The following is a 24,542-nucleotide window of genomic DNA, read 5'->3' as shown; positions in this document are numbered from 1 at the left end:
AATGACGACCGTATTAGCTGCTGGTCGAAACGCGCACTACCAGAACCCCGGCACCGCGCGTTCCAGCAGCGGGCCGATCCGCACCGCGGCGACGCGCGTGGCAAGACCGGTGGCATCGTCGGTCTCGACCGCGAGGCCGCTCAGGGTCGCGGCGCCGTCCGCCGGCTCGAAACGTCCCGCAGGATACCCGCGCAGAAAACGTCCCAGCGGTTCCTCGCGCTGCATCCCGATCACGGATTCATAGTCGCCGGTCATGCCGGCATCGGTCATGTAGGCGGTCCCGCCGGGCAGAATGCGCTGATCGGATGTCGGCACATGGGTGTGGGTGCCGACCACGATGCTGGCCCGGCCATCGCAGAAATAACCGATCGACTGTTTCTCGCTGGTCGCCTCGCCGTGAAAATCGACAAGCACCGCATCGGCGGCCTCGCGCAGCGGACAGGCATTCAGCTCGCGATCCAGGATCGCGAACGGATCGTCGAACGGCTGCATGAAAACGCGGCCGATGGCGTTGACGACCAGCGCGCGCTTGCCGCTTCTTGTATCGATCAGCGCGGCGCCGCGGCCCGGCGTGCCGGGCGGAAAATTCGCCGGACGGATCAGGCGCGGTGCGCGCTCGATGAACACCAGCGCCTCGCGCTGGTCCCACGAGTGATTGCCGAGGGTGATCGCGTCGGCGCCGGCTTCGAGCAGTTCATGATAGATCGCTTCGGTGATGCCGAAACCGCCCGCTGCGTTCTCACCGTTCACCACGACGAGATCGAGTTTCCAGTCGCGGATCAGTCCCGGAAGAGTTTCGTTGACGGCCACACGGCCGCTGCGCCCCACCACGTCGCCGACAAACAGAATACGCAATTTATAGACCCCGCAGATCGATCAGTTCGCGTTCCGTTAGCACACAATCGAGCTGCTCGTCGTGCGGAAGTCGCGGCACGGTTTCGATTTCCTGCACCGCAAAAGCGACACCGATGACGGTAATCTTCTTGATGGCGCGGAGATTTTCCAGCGTGCGATCATAATAGCCCCGGCCGTAGCCGATGCGATGACCGGCGCGGTCGAACGCCGCCAAAGGCACCAGCACGACATCGGGATCGACCTCGGGCGCGTCGGACGACGGCTGGAAAATCCCGAACGGTCCGCGCACGAGACCTTCCTCTCGCCATTCACGGAAGATCAGGGCGTGATCGCGCGCGATGATCACCGGCAGCGCCAATACGGCACCTTTGTCCGCAAGCGCGCGCATCAATGGAAACGGGTCGAGTTCGCTGTTGATCGGCGAGTAGCCCGCAACGATGACACCGCGCGGCAATTCAACCGGCAGGGATGCTGCCGCGATAACCCGCGCGGCATCTGCGCGCGCCTCGATGCCGAGCGCATCACGCTGCGCCAGCGCACCGCGCCGGAAATCATTCTTCAGATTGTCGAGAAACCGATTCCCATCCACCGCGGAGAGTCCTTGTCACCTCTCTCGCGCGACAAGAGGGCGGAGGCGAAAAGAAAGTGCGAAGCCACGATGGCCGTTGAAGCACTCGATCCCGGAGCACCTACGAAAGTAGGTGGGCACCATGTGACCGGATCCACGGACCCGGTCAGGGACAGTTCCCTGAAGGATCGATAAGGCCCCGGGGATATATGGCTTCTGACGCGCGACGCAGCCTCGCCCGGACAATGTAACCACGATCAGCGCTCACCGCTAGTGATCCGATCCGGTCCTGGCGCGCGATGGATCAAATGTGAGGATTAACCGATCGCGATTCCGTTGCGGGCCGGGCGGTTCAGCGCCTGGGTCATCTTCTCGATGCGGTCGGACGCTGAATTCAGCGCATTGGCGACCGCCGATTGCGTGGCCCGGGCACGGTCCGCGGCCACGACACGAACGTCGCGCAGCGCGTTGAGCTCTTCCTCAAGGGCGCGAATCCGCTGCCCGGCATCCACCAGTTCGTCGGCGACGGTGAGCGCAGCCATCACGGTCAGGCGTCCATCGCCGATCTCGCCGAACTTGCCGCGCAGGCTGGCGATGCGGGCCTCCAGGCTTTCCGCCAGCCGCAGCAGCCGGCTTTCCTGCCCGGCCTCGCACGCCATGCGGTATTGCCGGCCGTTGATGGTGACGTTGATGTGGCTCATGGAGATTCTCCGGAATCGATCACCGAACGGATAGTGTCGATGGCGACATCGAGACGTTCGGCGATCTCGCGGTTGGTCCGCTCCAGCGCGCGCGACCGCACCAGCGTCCCGTCGAGTTCATTGGCAAGCCGCGAGCGGTCGGCGCCCAGCGCCTGAATCCGCGCGCCCAGTTCATCGTCGGCGCGGTCGAATTCCCGCCGCCTCTCCACAGCGCTTTCGAGCGCATCGAGCGCCGCCGCCAGCCGCCGCGTCGCAAGCTCAATGTCGCTGACCCCCGAGGGGGCAGGTTCAGGATTGGCAAGACCGTTGGTACTGCGATCAGTCATCACGGAACGGACGCCCTTCGAACTCTGGCCCGGCATGAAAAGCGGCGGACCCGCAAGCATTTAGGCGGATAAATTTACGGCCCGGAAGAGCCGTGCGCAACGCTGGCCGGAAGCTATGCACACAAAGCGAAAACTCCCGGCGGAAAGGCTGCAATGCCCTTGGACTCAAGGGTTTCGCGATGCTATCCACCCCCTAGAAAGCATCCCCGGCCGTGGCATTTTTGAGACATACGGCCACTTCCCACACCGAATTTCAGGCGGACATCTCATGACTGTGCGTGTCGATCCCTCCCGTATGGCCAATGCGATTCGCGCGCTCGCCATGGACGCCGTCGAAAAGGCGAAATCGGGCCATCCGGGCCTGCCCATGGGCGCCGCGGACATGGCCACCGTGCTGTTCACGCAGTTCCTGAAATTCGACGCCAGCGACCCGGCCTGGCCGAATCGCGACCGCTTCGTACTCTCCGCCGGGCACGGTTCGATGCTGCTGTATGCGCTGCTGTATCTGACCGGCAATTCGTCGATGACCATCGAGCAGATCAAGAATTTCCGTCAGCTCGGATCATTGACCCCGGGCCATCCTGAAAATTTCGTCACGCCGGGCATCGAGACCACCACGGGTCCGCTCGGTCAGGGCATCGCCACCGCCGTCGGCATGGCGCTGGCGGAGCGCCATATGGCGGCAGAATTCGGCGGCGACATCGTCGATCACCACACCTACGTGCTCGCCTCCGACGGCGACCTGATGGAAGGCATCAGCCAGGAAGCCATCGCCTTCGCCGGGCACCTCAAGCTCAACAAGCTGATCGTGCTGTTCGACGACAACGGCATTTCCATCGACGGCGCGATCTCGCTGTCGGATTCGGTCGATCAGGTGAAGCGCTTCGAGTCGGCCGGCTGGGCCGCCGAACGTATCGATGGCCACGATCAGAAAGCCATCGCGGACGCGCTGACGCGCGCGCAGAAGTCCGACCGCCCGACCCTGATCGCGTGCAAAACCGTGATCGGCTTCGGCGCGCCCAACAAGGCGGGCTCGGAGAAATCGCATGGCTCGCCGCTTGGCGCCGATGAGGTCGCCGGCGCCCGCAAGAATTTGAAGTGGGATTCGGCGCCGTTCGAGGTTCCGCAGGACATTCTCGATGCCTGGCGCGCAGCGGGATCGCGCGGCACGGACGCGCACGCGGCATGGACCAGGACCATCGGCGCCAAGGACGCCGGCGTTCGCTCCGAGTTCGAGCGCCGCGTGAAGGGCGACCTGCCCGCCAGGGCGCTCGCTGACGCCGTTGCCAAGATGAAAGCTGCCCTTGCGGCCGCTCCGAAGGACATCGCCACCCGCACTGCCTCCGAACATGCGCTGGAAGTGCTCTGCGCGGCCGTGCCGGAGATGATCGGCGGTTCCGCGGACCTCACCGGGTCCAACAACACCCGCGTCAAGGGCATGGTCGCGATCTCCGCCAACAACTACGGCGGCCGCTACGTCAATTACGGCATCCGCGAGCACGGCATGGCGGCGGCCATGAACGGCATGGCACTGCACGGCGGCCTGATCCCGTATTCGGGCACGTTCCTGGTGTTCTCGGATTACCTGCGCCCGGCGCTGCGCCTCGCCGCCTTGATGGGTGAACGCGTGATCCACGTTCTCACCCACGATTCGATCGGTCTCGGCGAAGACGGTCCGACCCATCAGCCGGTCGAGCACCTGGCGGCGCTGCGCGCGATCCCGAACTGCAACGTGTTCCGGCCCTGCGACACCGTCGAAACGCTGGAATGCTGGCAACTGGCCCTCGAGGCGAAGGAGCGTCCAAGCGTGCTGGCGCTGACCCGCCAGAATTTGCCGCAATTGCGGCTGGCGAACGACACCGACAACAAATGCGCCGCCGGCGCCTACGAAATCTCCAAGGCCCAAGCATCCTTGAATAACGGCGAGGCGAAAGTCTCGATCTTCGCGTCCGGCTCGGAGGTCTCGCTGGCCGTCGAGGCGCAGAAGCTGCTTGCCGCGCGCGGCATTCCGACGCGGGTGGTCTCCGTGCCCTGCATGGATCTGCTGCTGGAACTGCCGAAGGCCCAAAAAGCCGCCATCATCGGCAATGCACCGGTGAAAATCGCCGTGGAAGCCGCGATTCGTCAGGGCTGGGACGCGGTGATCGGTTCCGACGGCATTTTCGTCGGCATGGACGGCTTCGGCGCCAGCGCCCCTTACAAAGACCTGTACCGGCATTTCGGGATCACCCCGGAGGCCGTGGCGGAGGCGGCGCAGGCTGCCCTGAAGGCCTGATAACCCTTGCTAGTGTGGTGGTTCGCCAGTCCGCAACGTCTTCCCGGCACGTCCATTTGCGGACTGGCGAACCAAAACCGCACTAAAACCATGCTTTCTAGTGTCCTTTTGAATCCGAAGTTCGCTATAGAGCCCGCCGCAGGACGCGGCGAACTTCGGATTCAGGACACCAGAACATTCGGGATTCAGGTGATTGCATCAAAGCGTCATTCGGGGCAAAAACCGCCTCGAAAATCGTCATTTCCGACCTATCGAGGAGAACTTGAATGGCAGTCCGTGTCGCAATCAATGGATTTGGCCGTATCGGCCGCAACATCCTGCGGGCCATTTATGAATCCAAGCGCACGGATATCGAGGTTGTCGCCATCAACGACCTCGGGCCGGTCGAAACCAACGCCCACCTGCTGCGCTATGATTCCGTACACGGCCGGTTTCCGGGCACCGTGACCGTCGAAGGCGACTCGATCAGCCTCGGCAACGGCAAGATCAAGGTCACCGCGGTACGCGATCCGTCGACCCTGCCCTGGAAGGACCTCGGCATCGATATCGCGATGGAATGCACCGGCATCTTCAGCGCCAAGGCCAAGGCTTCGGCGCATCTGACCGCAGGCGCCAAGCGCGTGCTGGTCTCCGCCCCGTCCGACGGCGCGGACGCGACCATCGTCTACGGCGTCAACCACGACAAGCTCAGCAAGGATCACCTCGTCGTCTCGAACGGCTCCTGCACCACGAACTGCCTCGCGCCGGTCGCCAAGGTGCTGAACGACACCGTCGGCATCGAGACCGGCTTCATGACCACGATCCATGCCTATACCGGCGACCAGCCGACGCTGGACACCATGCACAGCGATCTCTATCGCGGCCGCGCGGCTGCGCTGTCGATGATCCCGACGTCCACCGGCGCTGCGAAGGCCATCGGCCTCGTGCTGCCGGAACTTCAGGGCAAGCTCGACGGCGTCGCGATCCGCGTGCCGACGCCGAATGTTTCCGTCATCGATCTCAAGATCGTCGCCAAGAAGGCGACCACCAAGGAAGAGATCAACGACGCGATCAAGCGGGCGGCCCAGCAGGAGCTGAAGGGCATCCTCGGCACCACCAGCGATCAGAACGTCTCGATCGACTTCAACCATGATGCCCATTCGTCCACCTTCGCCTTCGACCAGACCAAGGTGCAGGGCGGAAATCTGGTGCGCGTGCTGTCGTGGTACGACAACGAGTGGGGCTTCTCGAACCGCATGGCGGACACCGCCGCTGCGATGAGCAAGCTGATCTGATCTCACCGGCCCTCGCCGCAACCCGTTAGTCGCAACGAGTCCCGATGTCCGGATTTCGCACCCTCGATGATCTCGACGTGAAGGGAAAGCGCGTGCTGCTGCGCGTCGACCTCAACGTGCCGATGGACAACGGACGCGTGTCCGACACCACGCGTCTGCAACGCATCGCCAAGACCATCATCGAACTGTCGCAAGCCGGCGGCAAGGTCGTCATCCTCGCGCATTTCGGCCGGCCCAAGGGGCCGGACCCGAAGGACTCGCTCAAGCCCGTCGCCACGGCGCTTGGCTATGTGCTGCTGCGTCATGTCGAGTTTGCGCCCGATTGCGTCGGTTCCGTCGCGGAGAAGGCTGTCGCCGCGATGAAGGACGGCGAAATTCTTTGTCTTGAAAACACCCGTTTTCATCCCGGCGAGGAAAAGAACGATCCGGCTTTCGTCGCGCAGCTCGCGAAGCTCGGCGACATATGGGTCAACGACGCATTCTCCTGCGCGCACCGCGCCCACGCCTCGACCGAAGGTCTTGGCCGCGTGCTGCCGGGCTATGCCGGCCGCACCATGGAAGCCGAACTCGACGCGCTCGGCAAAGCGCTGGATCAACCGGTCCACCCGGTGATCGCCATTGTCGGCGGCTCGAAGGTTTCGACCAAGATCGACCTTCTGGAAAACCTCGTCAGCAAGGTCGATGCGCTGGTGATCGGCGGCGGCATGGCCAACACCTTCCTGCATGCGCAAGGTGTCGATGTCGGCAACTCGCTCTGTGAAAAGGATCTCGCCACCACGGCGCTGCGCATTCTCGTGAAGGCGAATTCCACCAACTGCGCGATCATCCTGCCGGTCGACGCGGTGGTTGCGGAGAAATTCGAAGCCAACGCGCCGTCGCATGCCTATGGCCTCGACGCGGTCCCGGCCAACGGCATGATCCTCGACGTCGGCCCGCAGTCGATCAAACGTATTGGTGCCGCGATCGACGATGCCGCGACGCTGGTGTGGAACGGCCCGCTCGGCGCATTCGAAATATCGCCATTTGACCGCGGCACCGTTCAAGCCGCCAAATATGCGGCGGCACGCACCAAGGCTGGCAAGCTGGTGTCCGTCGCCGGCGGCGGCGACACCGTTGCGGCGTTGAACCACGCTGGCGTGGGCAAGGATTTCACCTACGTTTCGACCGCCGGCGGCGCCTTTCTGGAGTGGATGGAAGGGAAACCTTTGCCCGGCGTCGAGGTTTTAAGGGTACGCTAAATTTCAACGGATCTGGCGCCGCTGGCGCTGACCCAAGACCACGGAGAACAAGCACACATGGCTCGCATCACGTTGCGTCAACTGCTGGATCATGCTGCTGAGAACGACTACGGCGTGCCGGCATTCAACATCAATAACATGGAGCAGGCGCTGGCCATCATGGACGCCGCCAGCTCGCTCGATGCGCCGGTCATCATCCAGGCCTCGCGCGGTGCGCGGTCCTACGCCAACGACGTGATGCTCAAGCACATGATGGACGCGGTGACGGAAATTCACCCCTCGATTCCGGTTTGCGTGCATCTCGATCACGGCAACGAACCCGCGACCTGCATGACGGCGATTCAGGCCGGCTTCACCTCGGTGATGATGGACGGTTCGCTGAAGGCCGACGGCAAGACGCCGGGCGACTGGGACTACAATGTCGGCGTGACCAAGACCGTCACCGACATGGCGCATCTCGGCGGCATCTCGGTGGAAGGCGAGCTTGGCGTACTCGGTTCGCTTGAGACCGGCATGGGCGACAAGGAAGACGGCCACGGCGCGGAAGGCAAGCTGTCGCATGACCAGCTCCTGACCAATCCCGACGAAGCGGTGAAGTTCGTCAAGGAAACCCAGGTCGACGCGCTGGCGATCGCGATGGGCACCTCGCATGGCGCCTACAAGTTCACCCGCAAGCCGGACGGCGACATCCTCGCCATGAACGTGATCGAGGAAATTCACCGCAAGCTACCGAACACGCATCTGGTGATGCACGGCTCGTCGTCGGTGCCACAGGATTTGCAGGACATCATCAACAAGTTCGGCGGCCAGATGAAGCCGACATGGGGCGTACCGGTCACCGAGATTCAGCGCGGCATCAAGCATGGCGTGCGCAAGATCAACATCGACACCGACAACCGCATGGCGATGACCGGCCAGATCCGCAAGATCCTGACCGAAAATCCGAGCGAGTTCGATCCGCGCAAGTATCTGAAGCCGGCGATGGAAGCGATGACCAGGCTTTGCAAGCAGCGCCTGCAGGAGTTCAACACCGCGGGCCAGGCCAGCAAGATCAAGAAGGTTCTGACCACCGCCCAGATGGCGCAGCGCTACGCCAAGGGCGAGCTGGCTCCGAAGATCGCTTAGAGGATTGTGACTTATCCTTCGAGACCTCCGCTTCGCTGCGGCACCTCAGGGTGACGGTTTCAAGTGAGGCGTCATCCTGAGGTGCGAGCCGCTCTTGCGGCGAGCCTCGAAGGATGACGCGACAGACGTCTTTTCAAACAGCGGGACCAGTCCCGCCCCTTTTTTGGCCGCACTCCGGGGGCATCACACCGCCATCATGGCCACCAAACCTCCCCCGCCGCGCCCCGCGCCTCGCCTCTATCTTGCAACGCCGGTCATTGCCGATCCCGCCCAGCTTGTGTCCGAACTGCCGGCGCTGCTGGCTGCGGCCGATGTCGCCGCGGTTTTGCTGCGGCTCACAAAGGCGGATGAGCGCGGCATGATCCAGCGCGTCAAGGCACTGGCGCCTGTGATCCAGCGAGCCGGGGCAGCCGTGCTGCTTGACGGACATTATGAACTGGTGGCGCGCGGAGGCGCGGATGGCGCGAACCTGAGCGGCATCGAGGCCATGCAGGAGGCGATGCCGACGCTCAAGCCCGATCGCATTCTCGGTGTCGGCGGACTCATCACGCGGCACGATGCGATGGTGGCCGGTGAGGCTGGCGCGGATTACGTGCTGTTCGGCGAGCCCGATGCCAATGGCGAACGGCCGTCAGCGGACGCAATCTGCGAACGGCTGGACTGGTGGGCCGAACTGTTCGAACCTCCATGCGTGGGCTTTGCCGCAACGCTGGATGAGGCGCAGATGTTCGCAGCGGCCGGCGCGGACTTTATCCTGGTTGGCGATTTCATCTGGCAGGATTCGCGCGGCGCGCTGGCCGCCCTGATCGAGGCCAGCCAGGCCATTTCGCGCGGTTTCGAGTCGTCTCTCGCGCGCACCACGGCCGCAGGAGAATAAAACCGCGATGACCGCGCTTCGCCATGCCACGCCGTTTGCAACCGCTCATGCAAGACTTCTTGCATCGGTCGTTGCTGGTGCCATGGCGTTCTCGGCGAATGCTGTTGCACAGGGCGCGCCGCCGAATCCTTTTCCGGAGCCGATCAAACCGGAAGCGACGCGACCTGCCCCAAAATCCACCGCGCCGAAAGCTGCGCCACCGAAAGCCGCTGCGCCGAAAACCGACGCACAGAAACAGAAGAAAAGCGAGCCGGCGAAGACCGCTGCGCCGCCTGCGCCCGCCGTTCCCAACGATCCGAACGCCGATCTCGCTTATGGCGCCTATCAGGCGGGCCTGTATCGAACCGCTTTCAACATTGCATTGAAGCGCGCGCAGGAAACCGGCGATCCGAAATCGATGACACTGCTCGGCGAACTCTATTCCAACGCGCTCGGCATCAAGCGCGACGATGCCAAGGCCGCGGAATGGTACAAGCAGGCCGCCGATCGCGGCGATCGCGAAGCCATGTTCTCGCTCGGCATGATGAGGATCGCCGGACGCGGCGGCCCCGCCAACCGCGACGAAGGCGCGCGGCTTCTGGCATCGTCCGCTAAACTCGGCAAGGCCGCGGCCGCCTACAATCTCGGGCTGCTCTATCTCGAAGGGCAGGTCTTCCCGCAGGACATCAAGCGCGCGGCCGAACTGTTCCTTCAGGCGGCCAATGCCGGTAATCCCGAGGCGCAGTACGCACTCGCGACGTTCTACAAGGAAGGCCGCGGTGTGGAGAAGAATCTCCCGGAGGCCGCGCGCTGGATGCGCGCCGCCGCGATGGTCGACAACCTCGATGCCGAGGTAGAATATGCCATCGCACTCTATAACGGCACCGGCACGCCCAAGGATGTGCCCACCGCGATTGCGCTGCTGAACCGGGCGGCACGGCAGAACAGTCCCATCGCACAAAATCGCCTGGCACGCATTCTTGTCGATGGGCTCGGTGTTCCCGCCGACAAGGTGCAGGGCTTCAAATGGCATCTGATCGCGAAGACCGCCGGGAACGGCGATCCTGACCTGGATGCCAAGTTTGCGCAGTTACCCCCGATAGAAAAAGCGAAATCCGAAGACCTCGCCAGGAAGTGGTTTGGCACGAAATGAGCCGTGGCAGCGTTACCGCCCTTGACGCGCCTGCGCTTTGACGCCAAGCATCCCGCAGCACCAGCCCCCATCCTCATCCAGCAAGCCGAGACAATGCTTCATTCAGCGCTCATCAATGTCATGGTCAAGGCCGCGCGCCGCGCCGGCCGCAGCCTCAAGCGCGATCTCGGCGAGATCGAGAACCTTCAGGTCTCGCTGAAGGGTCCGGCCAACTTCGTGTCGCTCGCCGACAAGCGCGCGGAGCAGATGCTTTACGACGATCTGACCAAGTCGCGCCCGGGCTACGGCTTCCTCGGCGAGGAAGGCGGCACGCGCGAAGGCACCGACAAGTCGAACACCTGGATCGTCGATCCGCTCGACGGCACCACGAACTTTCTTCACGGCATTCCGCAATTCGCGATCTCGATCGGTCTTCAGCGCGAGGGCGTGATTATCGCGGGCGTGATCTACAATCCCGCCAACGACGAACTCTACATCGCCGAACGCGGCAAGGGCGCGTTCCTGAACGATCAGCGCCTGCGCGTCGCCGGCCGCAAGCAGCTCAACGAGTGCGTGGTCGCCTGCGGCCTGCCGCATATCGGACGCGGCGATCACGAACTCTCGCGCCGGGAAATGGCCGAGATGCAAAATCGCGTCGCCGGCCTGCGCCGTTTCGGCGCGGCGTCGCTCGATCTCGCATTCGTCGCAGCCGGGCGCCTCGACGGCTATTGGGAACGCAATCTCCAGCCCTGGGACATCGCAGCCGGATTGATCATGGTGCGCGAGGCCGGCGGCGTCGTCAGCGGCATTGAGGGCGGCGATACAGCGATGGCGACTGGCCATGTCGTCTGCGGCAACGAGACGATCCAGCGCGAACTGGTGAAGATTCTGAAGCCGCTGGGCTAAACAGAAGAACAATCCGTCGTCGTTGCAAGCGAAGCAATCCGGACTTCGCGCTCGGTTTTCCGGATTGCTTCGTCACGACGCTCCTCGCAATGACGAGGACATCGTTCGACCCACCCCGAGTTACCGGTGGGACGGATGCGCTCCGGAAAACCGGATCATATCCTCGCCCCAGCAATTGACCGGGAATACCATCGCGGCCTGTGCCAGTTTCGGGCCCGGTTCCGCGGTTGGGGTCAAATGCGGGATGGCGTCTTTTTTCCCGCCCCCGCTGTGCCATATTGATGCCCGACACGTTCCACGGACAAGGATTGAAGATCCGCCATGGCAAAGACTCCCGCCTCCAGCACCGCAGCCGACATCAGTGTCACGAAACTGTCGACACCGCGCATCTTCCTGGTCCGGATGCTGGTATTCCTTATTCTGTGCAGTCTGTTGCTTGTGGTGCTCTACAAGCAGATCTGGCTGGCGTTTCTTGCCAATCCCGGCCTCAACGCGCTGATCGTCGGCGTTCTGGCCATCGGCATCATCCTGGCCTTCCGGCAGGTGATCCGGCTCTATCCTGAAATTTCCTGGGTCAACAGCTTCCGCATTTCCGATCCCGGTCTTGCAGTCGACCGGCGCCCCACGCTGCTGGCGCCGATGGCGGCGATGCTCAGTCACCGCACCGGCGGGCGCATGAGCATTTCGCAGCAAACCATGCGCCATATGCTGGATTCGATTGCGACCCGCCTCGATGAAGCACGCGACCTGTCGCGCTATATGACGGGGCTTCTGGTGTTTCTCGGCCTGCTCGGCACGTTCTGGGGCCTGATCGAAACCGTCGGCTCGGTCGGCAAGGTGATCGAGGGCCTGAAAGTCGGCGGCGATGCCGGCTCGGTGTTCGACACGCTCAAGGAAGGTCTCGCCGCCCCGCTCGGCGGCATGGGTATCTCGTTCTCGTCCTCGCTATTCGGTCTCGCCGGTTCGCTGATCCTCGGCTTTCTCGATCTGCAATCGAGCCAGGCGCAGAACCGATTCTACACCGATCTCGAAGACTGGATGGCGGAGACCGTACAGGAATACTCCGGCGACGGTCACGCGGCGAACGGCGATCTCAATCCCGCGCTTGAACGCCTGCGGACGGCGGTCGAGGAGATGGGATCGAACCGCGCCTCGACCACCGCGATGGCCAATCTCGCCGAAGCGATCCAGGGCCTGGTGCATCACATGCGCACCGAGCAGCAATTGATCCGCGAATGGGCCGACGGCCAGGGCGAGCAGAACAAGGAAATCAAACAGCTTCTGGAGCGCCTCGCCCGTCAGCCCGAAAACAGTTGAGCCGGAGATAGCAGGTCATGGCGCTTTCGCGTTCACGCCGCAGCGACAGCGGCTTCAACTACTGGCCGGGCTTCGTCGATGCGCTATCGACGCTGGTTCTGGCCATCGTGTTCCTGCTGTCGGTGTTTCTTGTCGTGCAGTTTTTTCTGTCGCAGGAAGTCACCGGCAAGGACAAGGCGCTGGAGCGGCTGAACGCGCAGATCGCGCAGCTCAACGACCTCCTCTCGCTCGAGAAACTCGGCAAACTGAATCTCGACGATCAGCTTTCGCAAATGCGCGCGGGGCTTGCGTCCGCCGAGGCCGAGCGGGACCGCGTCAAGGGTTTGTACGACGGCCTCGCGGGAGCAGGCGCGAATGCGCAAGGCCGCGCCACCGAACTCGGCAAGGCGCTCGATTCCGAGAAGCAGGTCTCGGCACGGGCGCTGGCGCAGATCGAAGTGCTGAACCAGCAGATCAGCGCGCTACGCCGCCAGTTGGCCGCGCTTGAAGAAGCGCTCGACGCATCGGAGAAACGCGACAAGGAATCCCAGACCCGGATCGCCGATCTCGGCCAGCGGCTGAACGTGGCGCTGGCTCAGCGCGTGCAGGAACTGTCGCGCTACCGCTCCGAGTTCTTCGGGCGGCTGCGCGCCATTCTCGGCAATCGCCCGGATGTCCGTATCGTCGGCGACCGTTTCGTATTTCAGTCCGAAGTGTTCTTCGACACCGGACAGGCGCTGCTGCTGCCTGAAGGCCGTGCCGAACTCGACAAGCTCGCCACCGCGCTGATCGATCTCGACAAGCAGATTCCGGCGGAGATCGCCTGGGTGCTGCGCGTCGATGGTCATACGGACGTGCGGCCGATCAACAGCCCGCAGTTCAAGTCGAACTGGGAGCTGTCATCGGCACGCGCCATCTCGGTGGTGCAGTATCTGATTTCGCTCGGGGTGCCGGCGCAGCGTCTGGTCGCAGCGGGCTTCGCGGAATTCCAACCGCTCGATCCGGAGAAGACCGAGGAAGCCTACAAACGTAACCGCCGCATCGAACTGAAGCTCACCGAGCGATGATCCGCATGCCGCAGGCTTTCACGCGATCATGAGTGCATCCTTCACGCTGCGGCCCTACATGGCCCGTGATGAGGATGCGGCCATCGACCTGTGGTTTCGCACCTGGCAACAGGCTTATCCGTCGATCGATTTCACGCAGCGGCTGGACGGCTGGCGCGCGCGCTGGCGCGATGAACTTGTGCCTGCCGCGCAAATCGTTGTCGCGGAACAGAACGGCGACATGACAGGCTTCGTCACTATCGATGCATCGGGCTATCTCGATCAGCTCGTGGTCGCGCCGGAAGCCTGGGGATCGGATCTCGGCAACGTGCTGATCGATAGGGCCAAGGCGATGTCGCCGGGCGGCATCACACTGCTGGTCAACACCGACAACACCCGCGCGATCCGCTTCTATGAGCGCAACGGATTCGTCCACACCCATGACGACGTCAATCCTATATCCGGACGAAAGGTCTACGCCATGGCGTGGAGGCCCTGAGAACAGCATCTTCCCCTCTCCCTCTGTGGGAGAGGGTGGCGAGATTGAGCCAAGCGAAATCAAGCCGGGTGAGGCGTTGCTTGCGATCTGTCTGTGAGGAGCTACCCCTCACCCGCTTCGCGGCTGCGCCGCTCAGCACCCTCTCCCGCAAGGGGAGAGGGCAGGAAACATCTCTTCCCATGTCAGGTCAGGCCGCTTCCAAAAGCGCCACGGTGCCCTGCCCGCCATCGGCGCAGATGCTGACAATGGCGCGGCTGCCCTTCGGCATCGCCGCCAATTCCTTGACTGCTTGACTGAGGATGCGTGCGCCGGTCGCACCGAACGGGTGCCCAAGCGCAATGCTGCCGCCATTCGGATTCATGCGCTCGCGCGGAAACTTTCCGAATTCGGCTTTGACGCCGGCCTTGTCGCGGATGAATTCCGGGCTCTCCAGCGCCTTGATGTGCGCAAGCACCTGCGCGGCGAAGGCTTCGTGGATTTCCCAGAGCTGAATGTCAGCATAGGTCAGCGAATGGCGCGCGAGCAGGCGCGGGATCGCATAGGGCGGCGCCATGAGCAGGCCTTCGGTGCGGAAATCCACCGACGCGATTCCCCAATCGATCAGTTTCACACGCGGCGTCTGCACGGGAAGCCTCTCCAATCCCTTTTTTGAGGCGACCCAGATGCTCGATGCGCCGTCGGTCAGCGGCGACGAATTGCCCGCGGTCAGCGTACCCTTGCCGCTCCTGCGGTCGAATGACGGCGGCAGCCGCGCCAGCTTCTCGAGTGAAGTATCCTTGCGCGGAATGGTGTCGCGCTTCACACCGTCGAACGGAGTGACGAGACCATCGAAGAACCCGCGATCCCATGCGGCGACCGCGCGCTGATGACTCTCCAGCGCGATCTGGTCCTGCGCCTCGCGCGAGATGTTCCAGACCTTGGCGGTGATCTCGGTGTGCTCGCCCATGCTCATGCCGGTGGTGCGATTGCTGACCGCCGGAATGTAAAGCCGCACGTCGCTGAGCTTCAGGTCGATGGCGTGGGTGAGTTTTTGTCCCAGCGATCGCGCGGTCTGGAACTGGCGCACCCAGTTCGACAGCGACATGCCGAGCCCAAGCTGAACCTGGCTGAGGCTGTCGACGCCGCCGACCAGCGCAAGATTATGCACCTCGCCGTCGAGCATGCCGGCGGCTTCGAACACGCCCATCATGCTGGTCGAACACGCCATCACCGTGGAATAGGCCGGCACCGTCGGATCAACGCCGGCATCCATGAGAATTTCGCGGGCGATGTTGCTCCAGGTCAGGTTCGGCACAACGTTGCCCCACACCGCGAAGTCAGGCTTGCCGCCGCCCAGCCGCTCGATCATGTGCTTGACCACCGGAACCGACAGCGCGATGGCATCAACACCGCTCAACGGTCCATCGACCTTTGCAAGCGGCGTGCGAACCCCTGCCGCCAGCCAGACATCGTTTTTTACGGATTGCGCCATCGTTTGCTCCCGGACCGAACGCCGGAACCGGCGCCTTTTTGAACACTATTCGATCCGGCGGAGGGCATACAAGCCGACGGCGCGCGCCGCGCGCCGGGCCGTAAATACAGGAAAATCAGCGCGCGGCCAGCAGCGCTTCGTTCCGCAACCAGCCCGCCATCGCGGCCTGCTTCCAGCTTTCGCAGGGAATCTCGGCGGTCCGACGCAACGGCTTCTCGAAGCGCACTTGCCGCCAATCGCTGGGCGCCGCCGCGAAGGAGTAACCGGCTTTGCGGGCGAGCCCGATCATCTGCTCATTGTTGCGGAAGGTTTCGCCGAACAGCCGCGACGCGCCGAGCGCCGCCGCGCGGCATTCGAGATTCGACAGAATCGCGGAGCCGATGCCCTGCCCCTGCCAGGCATCACCAATCGACAATCCGAATTCGGTGTTCTGCGTTCCGGAGTCGTAACTGTAGCGGGACTCGCCGACAATCGTCTCGACGCCATCGATTTTCATTTCGGCAATAACCGCGAAACGGCTGGCCTCGCCGATGTGAAGCGCCTTGTCGAGTTCCGATGGCGGCAGCTCGCTGGCGGCGCCCATCAGGCGGTTGTAGCGGGACTGCCGCGACAACGACCGGAAGTAGAAGAGCAGCGCGTCCGCGTCCTTCGGCTCGATAAATCGAACCGTCAGCGGCTTGCCGTCTTTCAGCCGGATAACATCGGTGTAGCGGCCGAGATTGCTCAGGACAAAGCGATGATCGGGTTCGGCCAGCATGGCGTGCTCCATCAGCTTTTGTACGAAAGGAAAAAGCGAGCCTGATCCGGGGAGGAGGACGAGACGGACCAGGCTCGCGAAGGCGCCTTACGCACGCCAGAAGGGCTTGCTGGCCTCGTAGGCGAAGTCGCTCCAGCTCGCGCCGACATCGTGGAAGTCGCGCTCGGTCAAACGGGCCAACTCGGACCGGCGCCTGGAGCGTTGCCGCCACGTGTGCAGCACGTCGGAAATCGACGAGATCGGGTGGTTGATGAAGTCGTGATGATGATCATTTGTCATCACATTAGCTGTGCAAGCGGACATCGTAGCCTCCTGGAACGAACTTGATGATATGAATATCTGCACGCGAACCCCCATTGACAAACGATAGCTTGTCCCTTGTATTATGAGATAATCTCATGCGTTAGAGGGACCTATGACCGCCAGATTGCCCTCGCTGAACGGTTTGCGTGCATTTGAGGCCGCCGCACGGCACCTTAGTTTCACCCTTGCCGCGCAGGAGCTGAACGTCACCCAGACCGCCATCAGCCACCAGATCCGGCGGCTGGAGGAAGAACTCGGCATCCGGCTGTTCGTCCGGCAGAGCCGCTCGCTGGCGCTGACCCCGCAGGCAGCCGAATATCTGCCCGGCATCCGTGCCGCGTTTCAGGATTTGCGCACCGCCACCGACCGGCTGTTGCGCAAAGACGACGACCGCGTGCTGACGATCAGCACCCTGACATCGCTCGCGGTGAAATGGCTGCTGCCGAGACTGTCGTCCTTTCAGGAACAGCATCCGGAGATCGATGTGCGCATCACCACCTCGACCGAACTGGTGGATTTCCGCACCAGCAATGTCGATGCGGCAATCCGGTACGGACAAGGACGATGGCCGGGGCTGGATGCCGAGTGGCTGATGGCCGAACATCTTTTTCCGGTTTGCAGCCCAAAGCTGCTGACAGGCGAACGTGCGCTGCGGCGGCCGGAAGACCTGGAGCATGCCACGCTGCTGCATACGTCGAGCACCATCGACGACTGGCGGCTTTGGTTCACGGCCGCGGGCCTGCCTGCCCACCTGTCGCAAAATCGCGGGCTGACATTCGATCTGGCCTTCATGACCATTCAGGCCGCCATCGATGGTCTCGGCGTCGCCATGGGCCATACCGCCTATGTCGCGGACGACGTTGCGAACGGACGCCTGGTGGTGCCGTTCAATGTCTCCATGCCGTCGGCGGGCTATTACTTCGTCACACCGCAAGACAGGCCGGCGACTTCGAAGCTGAAACTATTTCGCGACTGGCTGCGAACGGCGACGAAGCCGTAGCAACGCGCCCATGATCCTGGCAGTCATCATCATGCTGCTGGCGATCCAGCACAGGGTGCAGCGCTAGGCGGCTGAGCCCGGGCGCACCAACTGGAAAAGGTCCGCCGGACGCGCATACCACCCGCTTCCATGCATGCGGGCGATGAGATCGAGAGCGAGCGTGTCGATGTAGCCCTTGCCGGCATCGAGTACGAACTCATCGGCCACATGCGCGCACACGACCTCACCGATCACAGCAACCTGCCTCGGTCCCGTCTCATGTGTCGAAAGAGTACGGCACTCGAATGCGACCGGACTTTCGGCTATGCGCGGCGGCGCCACCATCTGCGACGGGATCGTCCGCAAGCCGGCCAACACCAGTTCATCGACTTCTGACGGCGCATCGACACAGGTTGTGTTCATTGCCTCCGCCATCTGGCGCGGTACGAGATGCGCGACGAACTCGCCGGTCGCGAGGATATTCTCGGCCGTGTCCTTCAATCCCTTTTCGGGATGGCGCAGCAACCCGAGTACAACCGTCGGAGGCTCATGTCCCAGCACATTGAAGAAGCTGAACGGCGCCGCGTTTGCAACTCCGTCGGGCGAACGGGTCGTCACCCACGCGATAGGGCGCGGGGTCACAGTCGCCGTGAGGATCTTGTAGCGGATGTCCGCTGCAAGCTGGCCCATATCGAAGAACATAATGCTCAGCTCCGCGCCGGCGAACCGGTGACCGTCGAGACGGCGGGCTTGGGCCGGTCGTCGACAATGAGCTGGAACACATCAGGCCTCGAATAGTGGCCGGTGGCGTCGAAGTCGTACTTGCCGCGCGCCACGTCATCGAGATCGATGTCGGCATAGAGGATCGTTTCACCATCGAAATCCGGCCCGGCAAGCACCTTGCCCAGCGGATTGATGATGGCGCTGCCGCCGCGCATCAGCACGGTCTCCGGGTCGTTGCCGAGCGAACACTCGTAGTCCTCGGGATACGCCCCGCGCTTGATGTGCTGACAGGCCGTCAGCACGAAACAGCGCCCTTCGAGCGCGATGTGCTGCATCGATGGCACCCAGGTGTCGCGATCGTCCGCAGTGGGCGCGCAGTAGATGCTGACGCCCTGGCTGTACATGTGCATCCGCAATGCCGGCATGTAGTTTTCCCAGCAAATCACCGCGCCGATGGTGCCGAGCGACGTTTCAAAAGCAGGCATCGTCGAGCCGTCGCCGAACCCCCAGATCAGCCGCTCACCCGCGGTTGGCATCAGCTTGCGATGCTTGCCTATGAGGCCGTTGGCGCCATCGAAGAACAGCACGGTGCAGTACAACGTGCCGTACTCGCGCTCGATGCACCCGACGACTGCGAATATCCCGGTCGCCGCCGCCGCGGCGGCAATCGTCTCGACTTCAGGACCATCGAGATCGATGGCTTGCTCCCAATATGTGCGGAATGCTTCGCGCCCCTCGGGTTTGCGCTGGCCAACCGGCGCGCCGAACGAATTGCCTTTCGGATAGCCCCCGAGGAAAGCTTCCGGGAACACCGCCAGCCGTGCGCCAGCCTTCGCCGCCTGCTCGATCAGGCGCGCGGCTTTCTGGGCCGATGCGAGCGTGTCGGTCGGATTTGACGCAGCCTGAATAACGGCGGCCTTGTAGCTGCTGTTCTTTCTTGAAGTCATGGCACCTGTCCCGGAAGGTGAAGAGAGATGACGAAACACGGGCTGCCGTGACGGCAGCCCGTGGATTGCGATGTGAAGTTTAGTGGTCGGTCTCGAGCTTCGGTTTGTTCGGCAACACGATCGAACCAATCACCGCGACCGTGGCGCAGATCACGACTGGATACCAAAGCCCTGCGAACACATCGCCGACCGCCAGCGACAGGTAGGTGGCAAAGAACGGCAGGAAGCCGCCGAAAATGCCCGCGCCGATATGGTACGGGAACGACAGCGCCGTGTACCGGATGTTCGCAGGGAACACCTCGACGAGGAACGACGCCACCGGCCCGTAGATCATCGCCACGATGATGGTCATGACCACCAGCAGGACGATGATGTGGCCGGACGACACCTTGGCCGGATCGGCCTTTGCCGGATAGCCCGCATCAGCCAGCGCCTTGCGGTAAGCTGCCGGATCGTAGCCCGCAATCGTGACCCCCCTTACCGTCATCGCCACGGCCTTTCCATCGATGGGCGGGGCGTAGCTGAAGTTGATCCCGCTCGCGATCAGCAGCTTCTTGGCCTGGACGCATGGCTTGCTGTGATCGCCGTGCGTGCTGAGCAGCGCGGCCGCGAGACCGAACTTGCACCCTTCGCTGGACGTATCCGCATGCACCAGAACCGGCGCGCTCTGGGTTGCGGCCACGAGCTGCGGATTTCCCGCCTCCAGAAGCGAAGCGAACATCGGCCGGTAGCACAGAGCCGAGAGCACGAGGCCCGCCATCATCAGCCACTTGCGGCCGACCCGATCGGACAGCCAGCCGAAGAAGATGAAGGCCGGCGCGCCGATCACAAGACCGACAGCCATGAGCGTGTACGAGGTCTGCAAATCGATCTTCGCCACCTGCTGCATGAAGATCATCACGTAGAACTGCCCGGTGAAATAAGTCGCGCCCATGCCGGCCGTGGCGCCGAACAGGGCGATCAGCACGAGGCGCAGACTCGACCAGCGACCGAATGTGTCGCGAACCGGATTCTTCGACAGGCGCCGCTCGGCCTTGAGGCGTGCGAACACCGGCGATTCATGCAGCTTGGCGCGGACATAGATCGAGAACGCCAGCATCAGAATCGAGATGATGAAGGGAACGCGCCAGCCCCAGGCTTTGAAGTCAGCTTCACTCATCAGGCTCTGGGTGCCGATAATGACGGCGATCGAGAGCGCCAGACCAACCGATGACGTGACCTGAATCCAGCCCGTCAGCAACCCGCGCCGATGAGGCTGTGAGTGTTCGGCGACATAGATGACGGCGCCGCCATACTCTCCACCGACCGCAAGACCCTGGATCAGGCGGAGCACCACCAGCGAAATCCACGCCGCGTGGCCCACCGCCGCATAGGTCGGCAGGAAGCCGATCAGCGCCGTACTGCCGCCCATCATCACGATCGTGATGAGGAAGGTATATTTGCGGCCCACGAGATCGCCGATACGTCCGAACAGGACCGCGCCAATCGGGCGGATAACGAAACCGGCGGCAAGAGCACCGAGCGACGCCAGCACAGCCGCAGTGGGATTGTCCGGCGGAAACAGCACCGAGCTCATGAACACGGCCAGCGAGCCGTAGATGAAGAAGTCGTACCACTCGAACACCGTGCCCAGCGTCGACGCCAGAACGACCTGCCGCTCTTCGTTGCGCGTGAGATCGTGATCGGCTGCTGCTGCCGTCGCCGTTACCGCATCCATCGCCATTCCCCTGTTTGTAGTTCCGTCAGCCCCGCCCTACGACGCCCGGAACGATGATTTCGTATATAGTCAGATAGATATGATATTATCAAATTAGACAAGCTTGAATGTACGGCGCGCGCAGCCCAATAATACGGCACGGGCTCGAATCGAATAACGCCATGATCTAAAAGGATTTTCAGTGAGAAAGCCGCGCGGAAACCAGCCGCCAGAGAGATCGCCTGCGCCAACATCCGGGCGCTCCGCGATGACCGGAAAGTCGAAATCCGTCAAATTGGAGAAGACGGAGCGCGGCGGCCGGCGGGGCATCCAGTCGATCGAGATCGGCTTCCGAATCCTTGATTACCTGCGCACCGAACTGCGTCCGGTCCCGCTCAAGATGATCGCCGCCAACACGGGAATGTCGGCAGCCAATGTTCACTACTACCTCGTCAGCTTTCAGGCCGTCGGCATTGTCCGGCAGGAGGCCGACACCGGCTGCTATGCGCTCGGTCCTTACGCGCTGAAACTCGGCATGGCCGCGATCGAGCAATTTGACGTCTTCACCGCCGCGCGCCCTGCGATGACCGAACTGGCGACGACCATCGGCCATACGGTCTTTCTCGGCGTCTGGGGCAACCGCGGACCGACCATCATCTATCGCGTCGAAGGCGGCGCCAGCCGGCCGATCATCGAACTGCGCGTCGGCAGTGTACTCAGTTTGCTGCGCTCGGCGCTCGGCCGTAATTTCCTCGCGCACCTGCCGCGTTCGATCACCGAGCAGATGCTGGATCAAGAGCTCAAGGAAGAGCGGTCGCGGCACGCGAGAATCGACGATGCGCCTGCCACGAAGGCTGAGGTGGAGGACATGGTGGCGGCGATTCGGCGGGACGGCATCAGCCGCTGCCGCGACGCGCTGTTGCCGAACTTCACGTCCTTTTCGGCGCCGATCTTCGATCAAACCGGATTCATGATCGCAGCCATTACGATGATGGGCCCGATCGGCATCCTCGACGACGATCTGAGAGGCTCGACGGCAACCACATTGCTCGCCCATGCGCGCGCGCTGTCAGCCACCGCAGGCTGGCAGCCGGAAGCAGTAAGCGACCCCGGAGCAAGTCATTGAACAAGATGGCGCGTCATTCCGAATAACGTCGCTAACTTTTATGCTATTGAATTCGCTAGATAACTTAGCGAAAAGTCTTCTCGCCTTCCGCAGCCTCATATCCGTTTTGACGGGCGAGTGACGGCTCGCTTCAATCCCGGCCGCATTGAGATTCGGCGGAACATCCCTATGTCACTCCGATAAGGGAGTGTTCGCCGTGCAGACCGTACAGGCGACTCTTGCTGCGGCAATTGCAGCCGCCACTTTGGTTTTCTCTCCCCTTCCCGCCTCGACGGAAGAGAGCGGCAAACTTGTGCTGACGATCGCGATCGATGGAGCGATCGGACCGGCGACCACTGGCTACGTGAAGGACGCTCTGGCCAAGGCACGCGAACGACACGCAGACGCGGTCATTCTTCGTCTGAATACGCCCGGCGGCCTCGCCAGCAGCATGCGCGAGATCATCGCCGATTTGCTGGCCTCGCCCGTTCCCGTCATAGGTTATGTTGCCCCGTCCGGAGCCCATGCCGCCAGCGCCGGCACTTATCTCCTCTATGCAACGCATATCGCCGCGATGGCGCCGGGCACCAATCTCGGCGCAGCGACGCCCGTGCAAATCGGCAGTCCGGTGCCGGGCCTGCCGGGCATCACCCCTGACAAAGACGGCAAGGACAAAAGGGACAGCGCCCGGCAAACGGAGCCGAAGGATGCAATGACGGCGAAGGCGACGAACGACGCCGTCGCCTTTATCCGCAGCCTGGCCGAGTTGCGAGGACGTAACGCCGATTGGGCCGAGAAAGCCGTCCGCGAGGCGGCCAGTCTTTCCGCCAGAGCCGCGTTGCAAGCGAGTGTCATTGATCTCATCGCGCGCGACGCTGTCGAACTGCTCAGGCAAATCGATGGCCGCGCCGTGGAGCTGCCCGGTGGCGACAGGCGGCATCTGGCGACGAAGGATGCGATAATCGAGACGATCGATCCCGGATGGATTTCGCAATTTCTGTCGATCATCACCAACCCCAACGTCGCCTTCATTCTTCTGCTGGTCGGCATCTACGGTCTGATTTTTGAATTCACGTCTCCTGGCGCTGTCGCGCCCGGCGTGGTCGGAACGATCTGTCTGCTGCTGGGCCTCTATGCCCTCAACCTGCTGCCGATCAACTATGCCGGCCTTGGGCTGATGCTGGTGGGGATCGCGCTTCTGACGATCGAGGCCTTCAACCCGACCGTGGTTCTCGGCCTCGGCGGAGCCATCGCCTTCGTCCTTGGTGCGCTGATGTTGTTCAGGATCGAAGCGCCCGGATACCGGCTGTCATGGACGTTCGTCGGCATCGTGGCGGCGATGTTCATCGGACTGATTCTCATGGTGCTCGGCTCGCTTCGGCGCACCCGCAAAGCTCCGGCACAAGTCGGTGCGCAGGCCATGCGCGGCCTGCCCGCCGAGGTTCTCGACTGGAACGATATCGAAGGCCACGTCTTCACGCAGGGTGAGCGCTGGCAGGCCCGCGGCACGGAAGCATTCAAGCCTGGAGAGATGGTCGAGGTGGCCAGCCTCACGGATCTGACACTGACGGTGCGTCGCCCGCCGGCACTCAGCGCCGGTAAAGGAGGTGTGCGATGATGCTCGATTACATAACCTACATCCTGCTCGCGATCATCGTGATCGTATTTCTCTCCTCGGCCATTCGCATCCTGCGGGAATACGAGCGCGGCGTCGTCTTCACGCTCGGCCGCTTCACCGGCGTGAAAGGTCCGGGCCTCATCCTCCTCATTCCATTCGTGCAGCAAATGGTGAAGGCCGATCTCAGGGTGATGGTGCAGGAAGTGCCGCCCCAGGACGTAATTTCGCGTGACAACGTCTCGGTCAAGGTGAACGCCGTTCTCTACTTCCGGATCATCGATCCCGAGCGCGCGATCATCAAGGTCGGAAATTTCATGGCCGCGACCAGCCAGCTGGCGCAGACCACGCTGCGCTCGGTACTCGGCAAGCACGAACTGGACGAAATGCTCGCCGAGCGGGACAGGCTTAACGCCGACATCCAGGAGACACTCGATCAGCAAACCGACGCGTGGGGCATCAAGGTGACTACCATCGAGATCAAGGATGTCGATCTCAATGAAACCATGGTGCGCGCCATCGCCAAGCAGGCCGAGGCGGAGCGGCTGCGGCGCGCGAAGGTGATCAACGCGATGGGCGAACAGCAAGCCGCCGAGAAACTTGTCGAGGCGGGCCGGATCCTTGCCCAGGAGCCGCAGGCAATGCAGCTGCGTTATTTCGCGGCGCTGCACGATATCGCAGGCGAACGATCATCGACGGTGGTGTTTCCGCTGCCAATCGATCTGCTCGGCCATCTCACTGAGCGGCCGGGCGGAACACGGTGACTTTGGTTATCGCGTGAAAATGGCGCGCCCGAAGAGAGGCGGCGCTTCACGAGCAAGGATTGTATTCACCGAACAATTGCTCGGC

24 protein-coding genes and 1 other RNA gene are annotated in these 24,542 nt (G+C 62.8%); 14 read left to right on the top strand and 11 right to left on the bottom strand.

Translation table 11 applies throughout. The features are described 5' to 3' along the window. Positions 1 to 36: 36 nt before the first annotated feature. The 5 genes from AC1Q6J_RS14890 to AC1Q6J_RS14870 all read right to left on the bottom strand — a co-directional run bounded on the left by AC1Q6J_RS14890 (position 37) and on the right by AC1Q6J_RS14870 (position 2,450). The gene (locus AC1Q6J_RS14890) at positions 37 to 855 is read right to left on the bottom strand and encodes a TIGR00282 family metallophosphoesterase (protein WP_492280041.1); all 819 of its coding nucleotides are present in this window, start codon (positions 853 to 855) and stop codon (positions 37 to 39) included. 1 nt (position 856) lies between these two features. Further along, complete coding sequence (locus AC1Q6J_RS14885) at positions 857 to 1,444, bottom strand: 5-formyltetrahydrofolate cyclo-ligase (protein WP_492280040.1); 588 nt, start codon at positions 1,442 to 1,444, stop codon at positions 857 to 859. A gap of 57 nt (positions 1,445 to 1,501) precedes the next feature. Further along, positions 1,502 to 1,661: non-coding RNA, 6S RNA (gene ssrS / locus AC1Q6J_RS14880), on the bottom strand. 79 nt (positions 1,662 to 1,740) lie between these two features. Further along, positions 1,741 to 2,124: a cell division protein ZapA gene (locus AC1Q6J_RS14875; protein WP_019195440.1), complete on the bottom strand. Its 384-nt coding sequence runs from the start codon at positions 2,122 to 2,124 to the stop codon at positions 1,741 to 1,743. After that, positions 2,121 to 2,450: a DUF4164 domain-containing protein gene (locus tag AC1Q6J_RS14870; RefSeq protein WP_492280039.1), complete on the bottom strand. Its 330-nt coding sequence runs from the start codon at positions 2,448 to 2,450 to the stop codon at positions 2,121 to 2,123. Before AC1Q6J_RS14870 ends, AC1Q6J_RS14875 begins: the two co-directional genes overlap by 4 nt. Positions 2,451 to 2,718: 268 nt before the next feature. Here AC1Q6J_RS14870 and tkt point away from each other — a divergent pair, with 268 nt between their 5' ends. The 10 genes from tkt to AC1Q6J_RS14820 all read left to right on the top strand — a co-directional run bounded on the left by tkt (position 2,719) and on the right by AC1Q6J_RS14820 (position 14,097). Continuing rightward, positions 2,719 to 4,725: a transketolase gene (gene tkt / locus AC1Q6J_RS14865; RefSeq protein ID WP_492280038.1), complete on the top strand. Its 2,007-nt coding sequence runs from the start codon at positions 2,719 to 2,721 to the stop codon at positions 4,723 to 4,725. A gap of 266 nt (positions 4,726 to 4,991) precedes the next feature. Further along, positions 4,992 to 5,999 (top strand): type I glyceraldehyde-3-phosphate dehydrogenase, encoded by a 1,008-nt coding sequence (gene gap / locus AC1Q6J_RS14860; protein WP_492280037.1) that lies wholly within the window; start codon positions 4,992 to 4,994, stop codon positions 5,997 to 5,999. A 44-nt stretch (positions 6,000 to 6,043) separates the two neighbouring features. Further along, complete coding sequence (locus AC1Q6J_RS14855; RefSeq protein WP_492280036.1) at positions 6,044 to 7,237, top strand: phosphoglycerate kinase; 1,194 nt, start codon at positions 6,044 to 6,046, stop codon at positions 7,235 to 7,237. 57 nt (positions 7,238 to 7,294) lie between these two features. Further along, positions 7,295 to 8,362 carry a class II fructose-bisphosphate aldolase gene (gene fba, locus AC1Q6J_RS14850; RefSeq protein WP_492280035.1) on the top strand — a complete coding sequence of 356 codons (1,068 nt, stop codon included), beginning with the start codon at positions 7,295 to 7,297 and terminating at the stop codon, positions 8,360 to 8,362. Positions 8,363 to 8,558: 196 nt separating this feature from the next. Then, positions 8,559 to 9,239 carry a thiamine phosphate synthase gene (locus tag AC1Q6J_RS14845; protein ID WP_492280034.1) on the top strand — a complete coding sequence of 227 codons (681 nt, stop codon included), beginning with the start codon at positions 8,559 to 8,561 and terminating at the stop codon, positions 9,237 to 9,239. Positions 9,240 to 9,246: 7 nt separating this feature from the next. Next, a complete protein-coding gene (locus AC1Q6J_RS14840) occupies positions 9,247 to 10,371 on the top strand; it encodes a tetratricopeptide repeat protein (protein ID WP_492280033.1) in 1,125 nt (374 codons plus the stop codon). A gap of 93 nt (positions 10,372 to 10,464) precedes the next feature. Next, complete coding sequence (locus AC1Q6J_RS14835) at positions 10,465 to 11,256, top strand: inositol monophosphatase family protein (RefSeq protein WP_492280061.1); 792 nt, start codon at positions 10,465 to 10,467, stop codon at positions 11,254 to 11,256. Between the two features lie 321 nt (positions 11,257 to 11,577). Beyond that, on the top strand, positions 11,578 to 12,573 hold the full coding sequence (locus AC1Q6J_RS14830; RefSeq protein WP_492280032.1) for a basic helix-loop-helix domain-containing protein: 996 nt from the start codon (positions 11,578 to 11,580) through the stop codon (positions 12,571 to 12,573). Between the two features lie 17 nt (positions 12,574 to 12,590). After that, a complete protein-coding gene (locus tag AC1Q6J_RS14825) occupies positions 12,591 to 13,619 on the top strand; it encodes a peptidoglycan -binding protein (RefSeq protein WP_492280031.1) in 1,029 nt (342 codons plus the stop codon). A gap of 28 nt (positions 13,620 to 13,647) precedes the next feature. Then, a complete protein-coding gene (locus AC1Q6J_RS14820) occupies positions 13,648 to 14,097 on the top strand; it encodes a GNAT family N-acetyltransferase (RefSeq protein ID WP_492280030.1) in 450 nt (149 codons plus the stop codon). A 187-nt stretch (positions 14,098 to 14,284) separates the two neighbouring features. Here the strand turns inward: AC1Q6J_RS14820 and AC1Q6J_RS14815 are convergent, their stop codons facing one another. The 3 genes from AC1Q6J_RS14815 to AC1Q6J_RS14805 all read right to left on the bottom strand — a co-directional run bounded on the left by AC1Q6J_RS14815 (position 14,285) and on the right by AC1Q6J_RS14805 (position 16,628). Continuing rightward, positions 14,285 to 15,568: an acetyl-CoA C-acyltransferase gene (locus AC1Q6J_RS14815; RefSeq protein ID WP_492280029.1), complete on the bottom strand. Its 1,284-nt coding sequence runs from the start codon at positions 15,566 to 15,568 to the stop codon at positions 14,285 to 14,287. A 115-nt stretch (positions 15,569 to 15,683) separates the two neighbouring features. Then, positions 15,684 to 16,325: a GNAT family N-acetyltransferase gene (locus AC1Q6J_RS14810; RefSeq protein WP_492280028.1), complete on the bottom strand. Its 642-nt coding sequence runs from the start codon at positions 16,323 to 16,325 to the stop codon at positions 15,684 to 15,686. Positions 16,326 to 16,412: 87 nt separating this feature from the next. Beyond that, positions 16,413 to 16,628, bottom strand: a complete 216-nt coding sequence (locus AC1Q6J_RS14805; protein ID WP_492280027.1) for a DUF1127 domain-containing protein — start codon at positions 16,626 to 16,628, stop codon at positions 16,413 to 16,415. A 112-nt stretch (positions 16,629 to 16,740) separates the two neighbouring features. Here AC1Q6J_RS14805 and AC1Q6J_RS14800 point away from each other — a divergent pair, with 112 nt between their 5' ends. After that, the gene (locus AC1Q6J_RS14800) at positions 16,741 to 17,628 is read left to right on the top strand and encodes a transcriptional regulator GcvA (protein WP_492280026.1); all 888 of its coding nucleotides are present in this window, start codon (positions 16,741 to 16,743) and stop codon (positions 17,626 to 17,628) included. Between the two features lie 63 nt (positions 17,629 to 17,691). On the opposite strand, the gene AC1Q6J_RS14795 is transcribed toward AC1Q6J_RS14800, so the two are convergent. The 3 genes from AC1Q6J_RS14795 to AC1Q6J_RS14785 all read right to left on the bottom strand — a co-directional run bounded on the left by AC1Q6J_RS14795 (position 17,692) and on the right by AC1Q6J_RS14785 (position 20,994). After that, a complete protein-coding gene (locus AC1Q6J_RS14795; RefSeq protein WP_492280025.1) occupies positions 17,692 to 18,309 on the bottom strand; it encodes a flavin reductase family protein in 618 nt (205 codons plus the stop codon). A 5-nt stretch (positions 18,310 to 18,314) separates the two neighbouring features. Then, positions 18,315 to 19,277, bottom strand: a complete 963-nt coding sequence (locus AC1Q6J_RS14790) for a carbon-nitrogen hydrolase family protein (RefSeq protein WP_492280024.1) — start codon at positions 19,275 to 19,277, stop codon at positions 18,315 to 18,317. A gap of 79 nt (positions 19,278 to 19,356) precedes the next feature. Then, positions 19,357 to 20,994 (bottom strand): MFS transporter, encoded by a 1,638-nt coding sequence (locus AC1Q6J_RS14785; RefSeq protein ID WP_492280023.1) that lies wholly within the window; start codon positions 20,992 to 20,994, stop codon positions 19,357 to 19,359. 247 nt (positions 20,995 to 21,241) lie between these two features. On the opposite strand from AC1Q6J_RS14785, the gene AC1Q6J_RS14780 reads away from it, so the two are divergent. The 3 genes from AC1Q6J_RS14780 (at position 21,242) to AC1Q6J_RS14770 (ending at position 24,457) form a co-directional block, all read left to right on the top strand. Then, the gene (locus AC1Q6J_RS14780) at positions 21,242 to 22,099 is read left to right on the top strand and encodes an IclR family transcriptional regulator (RefSeq protein ID WP_492280022.1); all 858 of its coding nucleotides are present in this window, start codon (positions 21,242 to 21,244) and stop codon (positions 22,097 to 22,099) included. Positions 22,100 to 22,295: 196 nt separating this feature from the next. Next, the gene (locus tag AC1Q6J_RS14775; protein WP_492280021.1) at positions 22,296 to 23,696 is read left to right on the top strand and encodes an NfeD family protein; all 1,401 of its coding nucleotides are present in this window, start codon (positions 22,296 to 22,298) and stop codon (positions 23,694 to 23,696) included. Further along, complete coding sequence (locus AC1Q6J_RS14770) at positions 23,693 to 24,457, top strand: slipin family protein (RefSeq protein ID WP_492280020.1); 765 nt, start codon at positions 23,693 to 23,695, stop codon at positions 24,455 to 24,457. The genes AC1Q6J_RS14775 and AC1Q6J_RS14770 overlap by 4 nt, the downstream gene beginning before the upstream one ends. The last annotated feature ends 85 nt before the right edge of the window (positions 24,458 to 24,542 follow it).

Source organism: Afipia sp. MLSD5-FHT05B12 (genome assembly GCF_058793355.1).
This window is presented reverse-complemented; position numbering and strand designations above follow the sequence as displayed.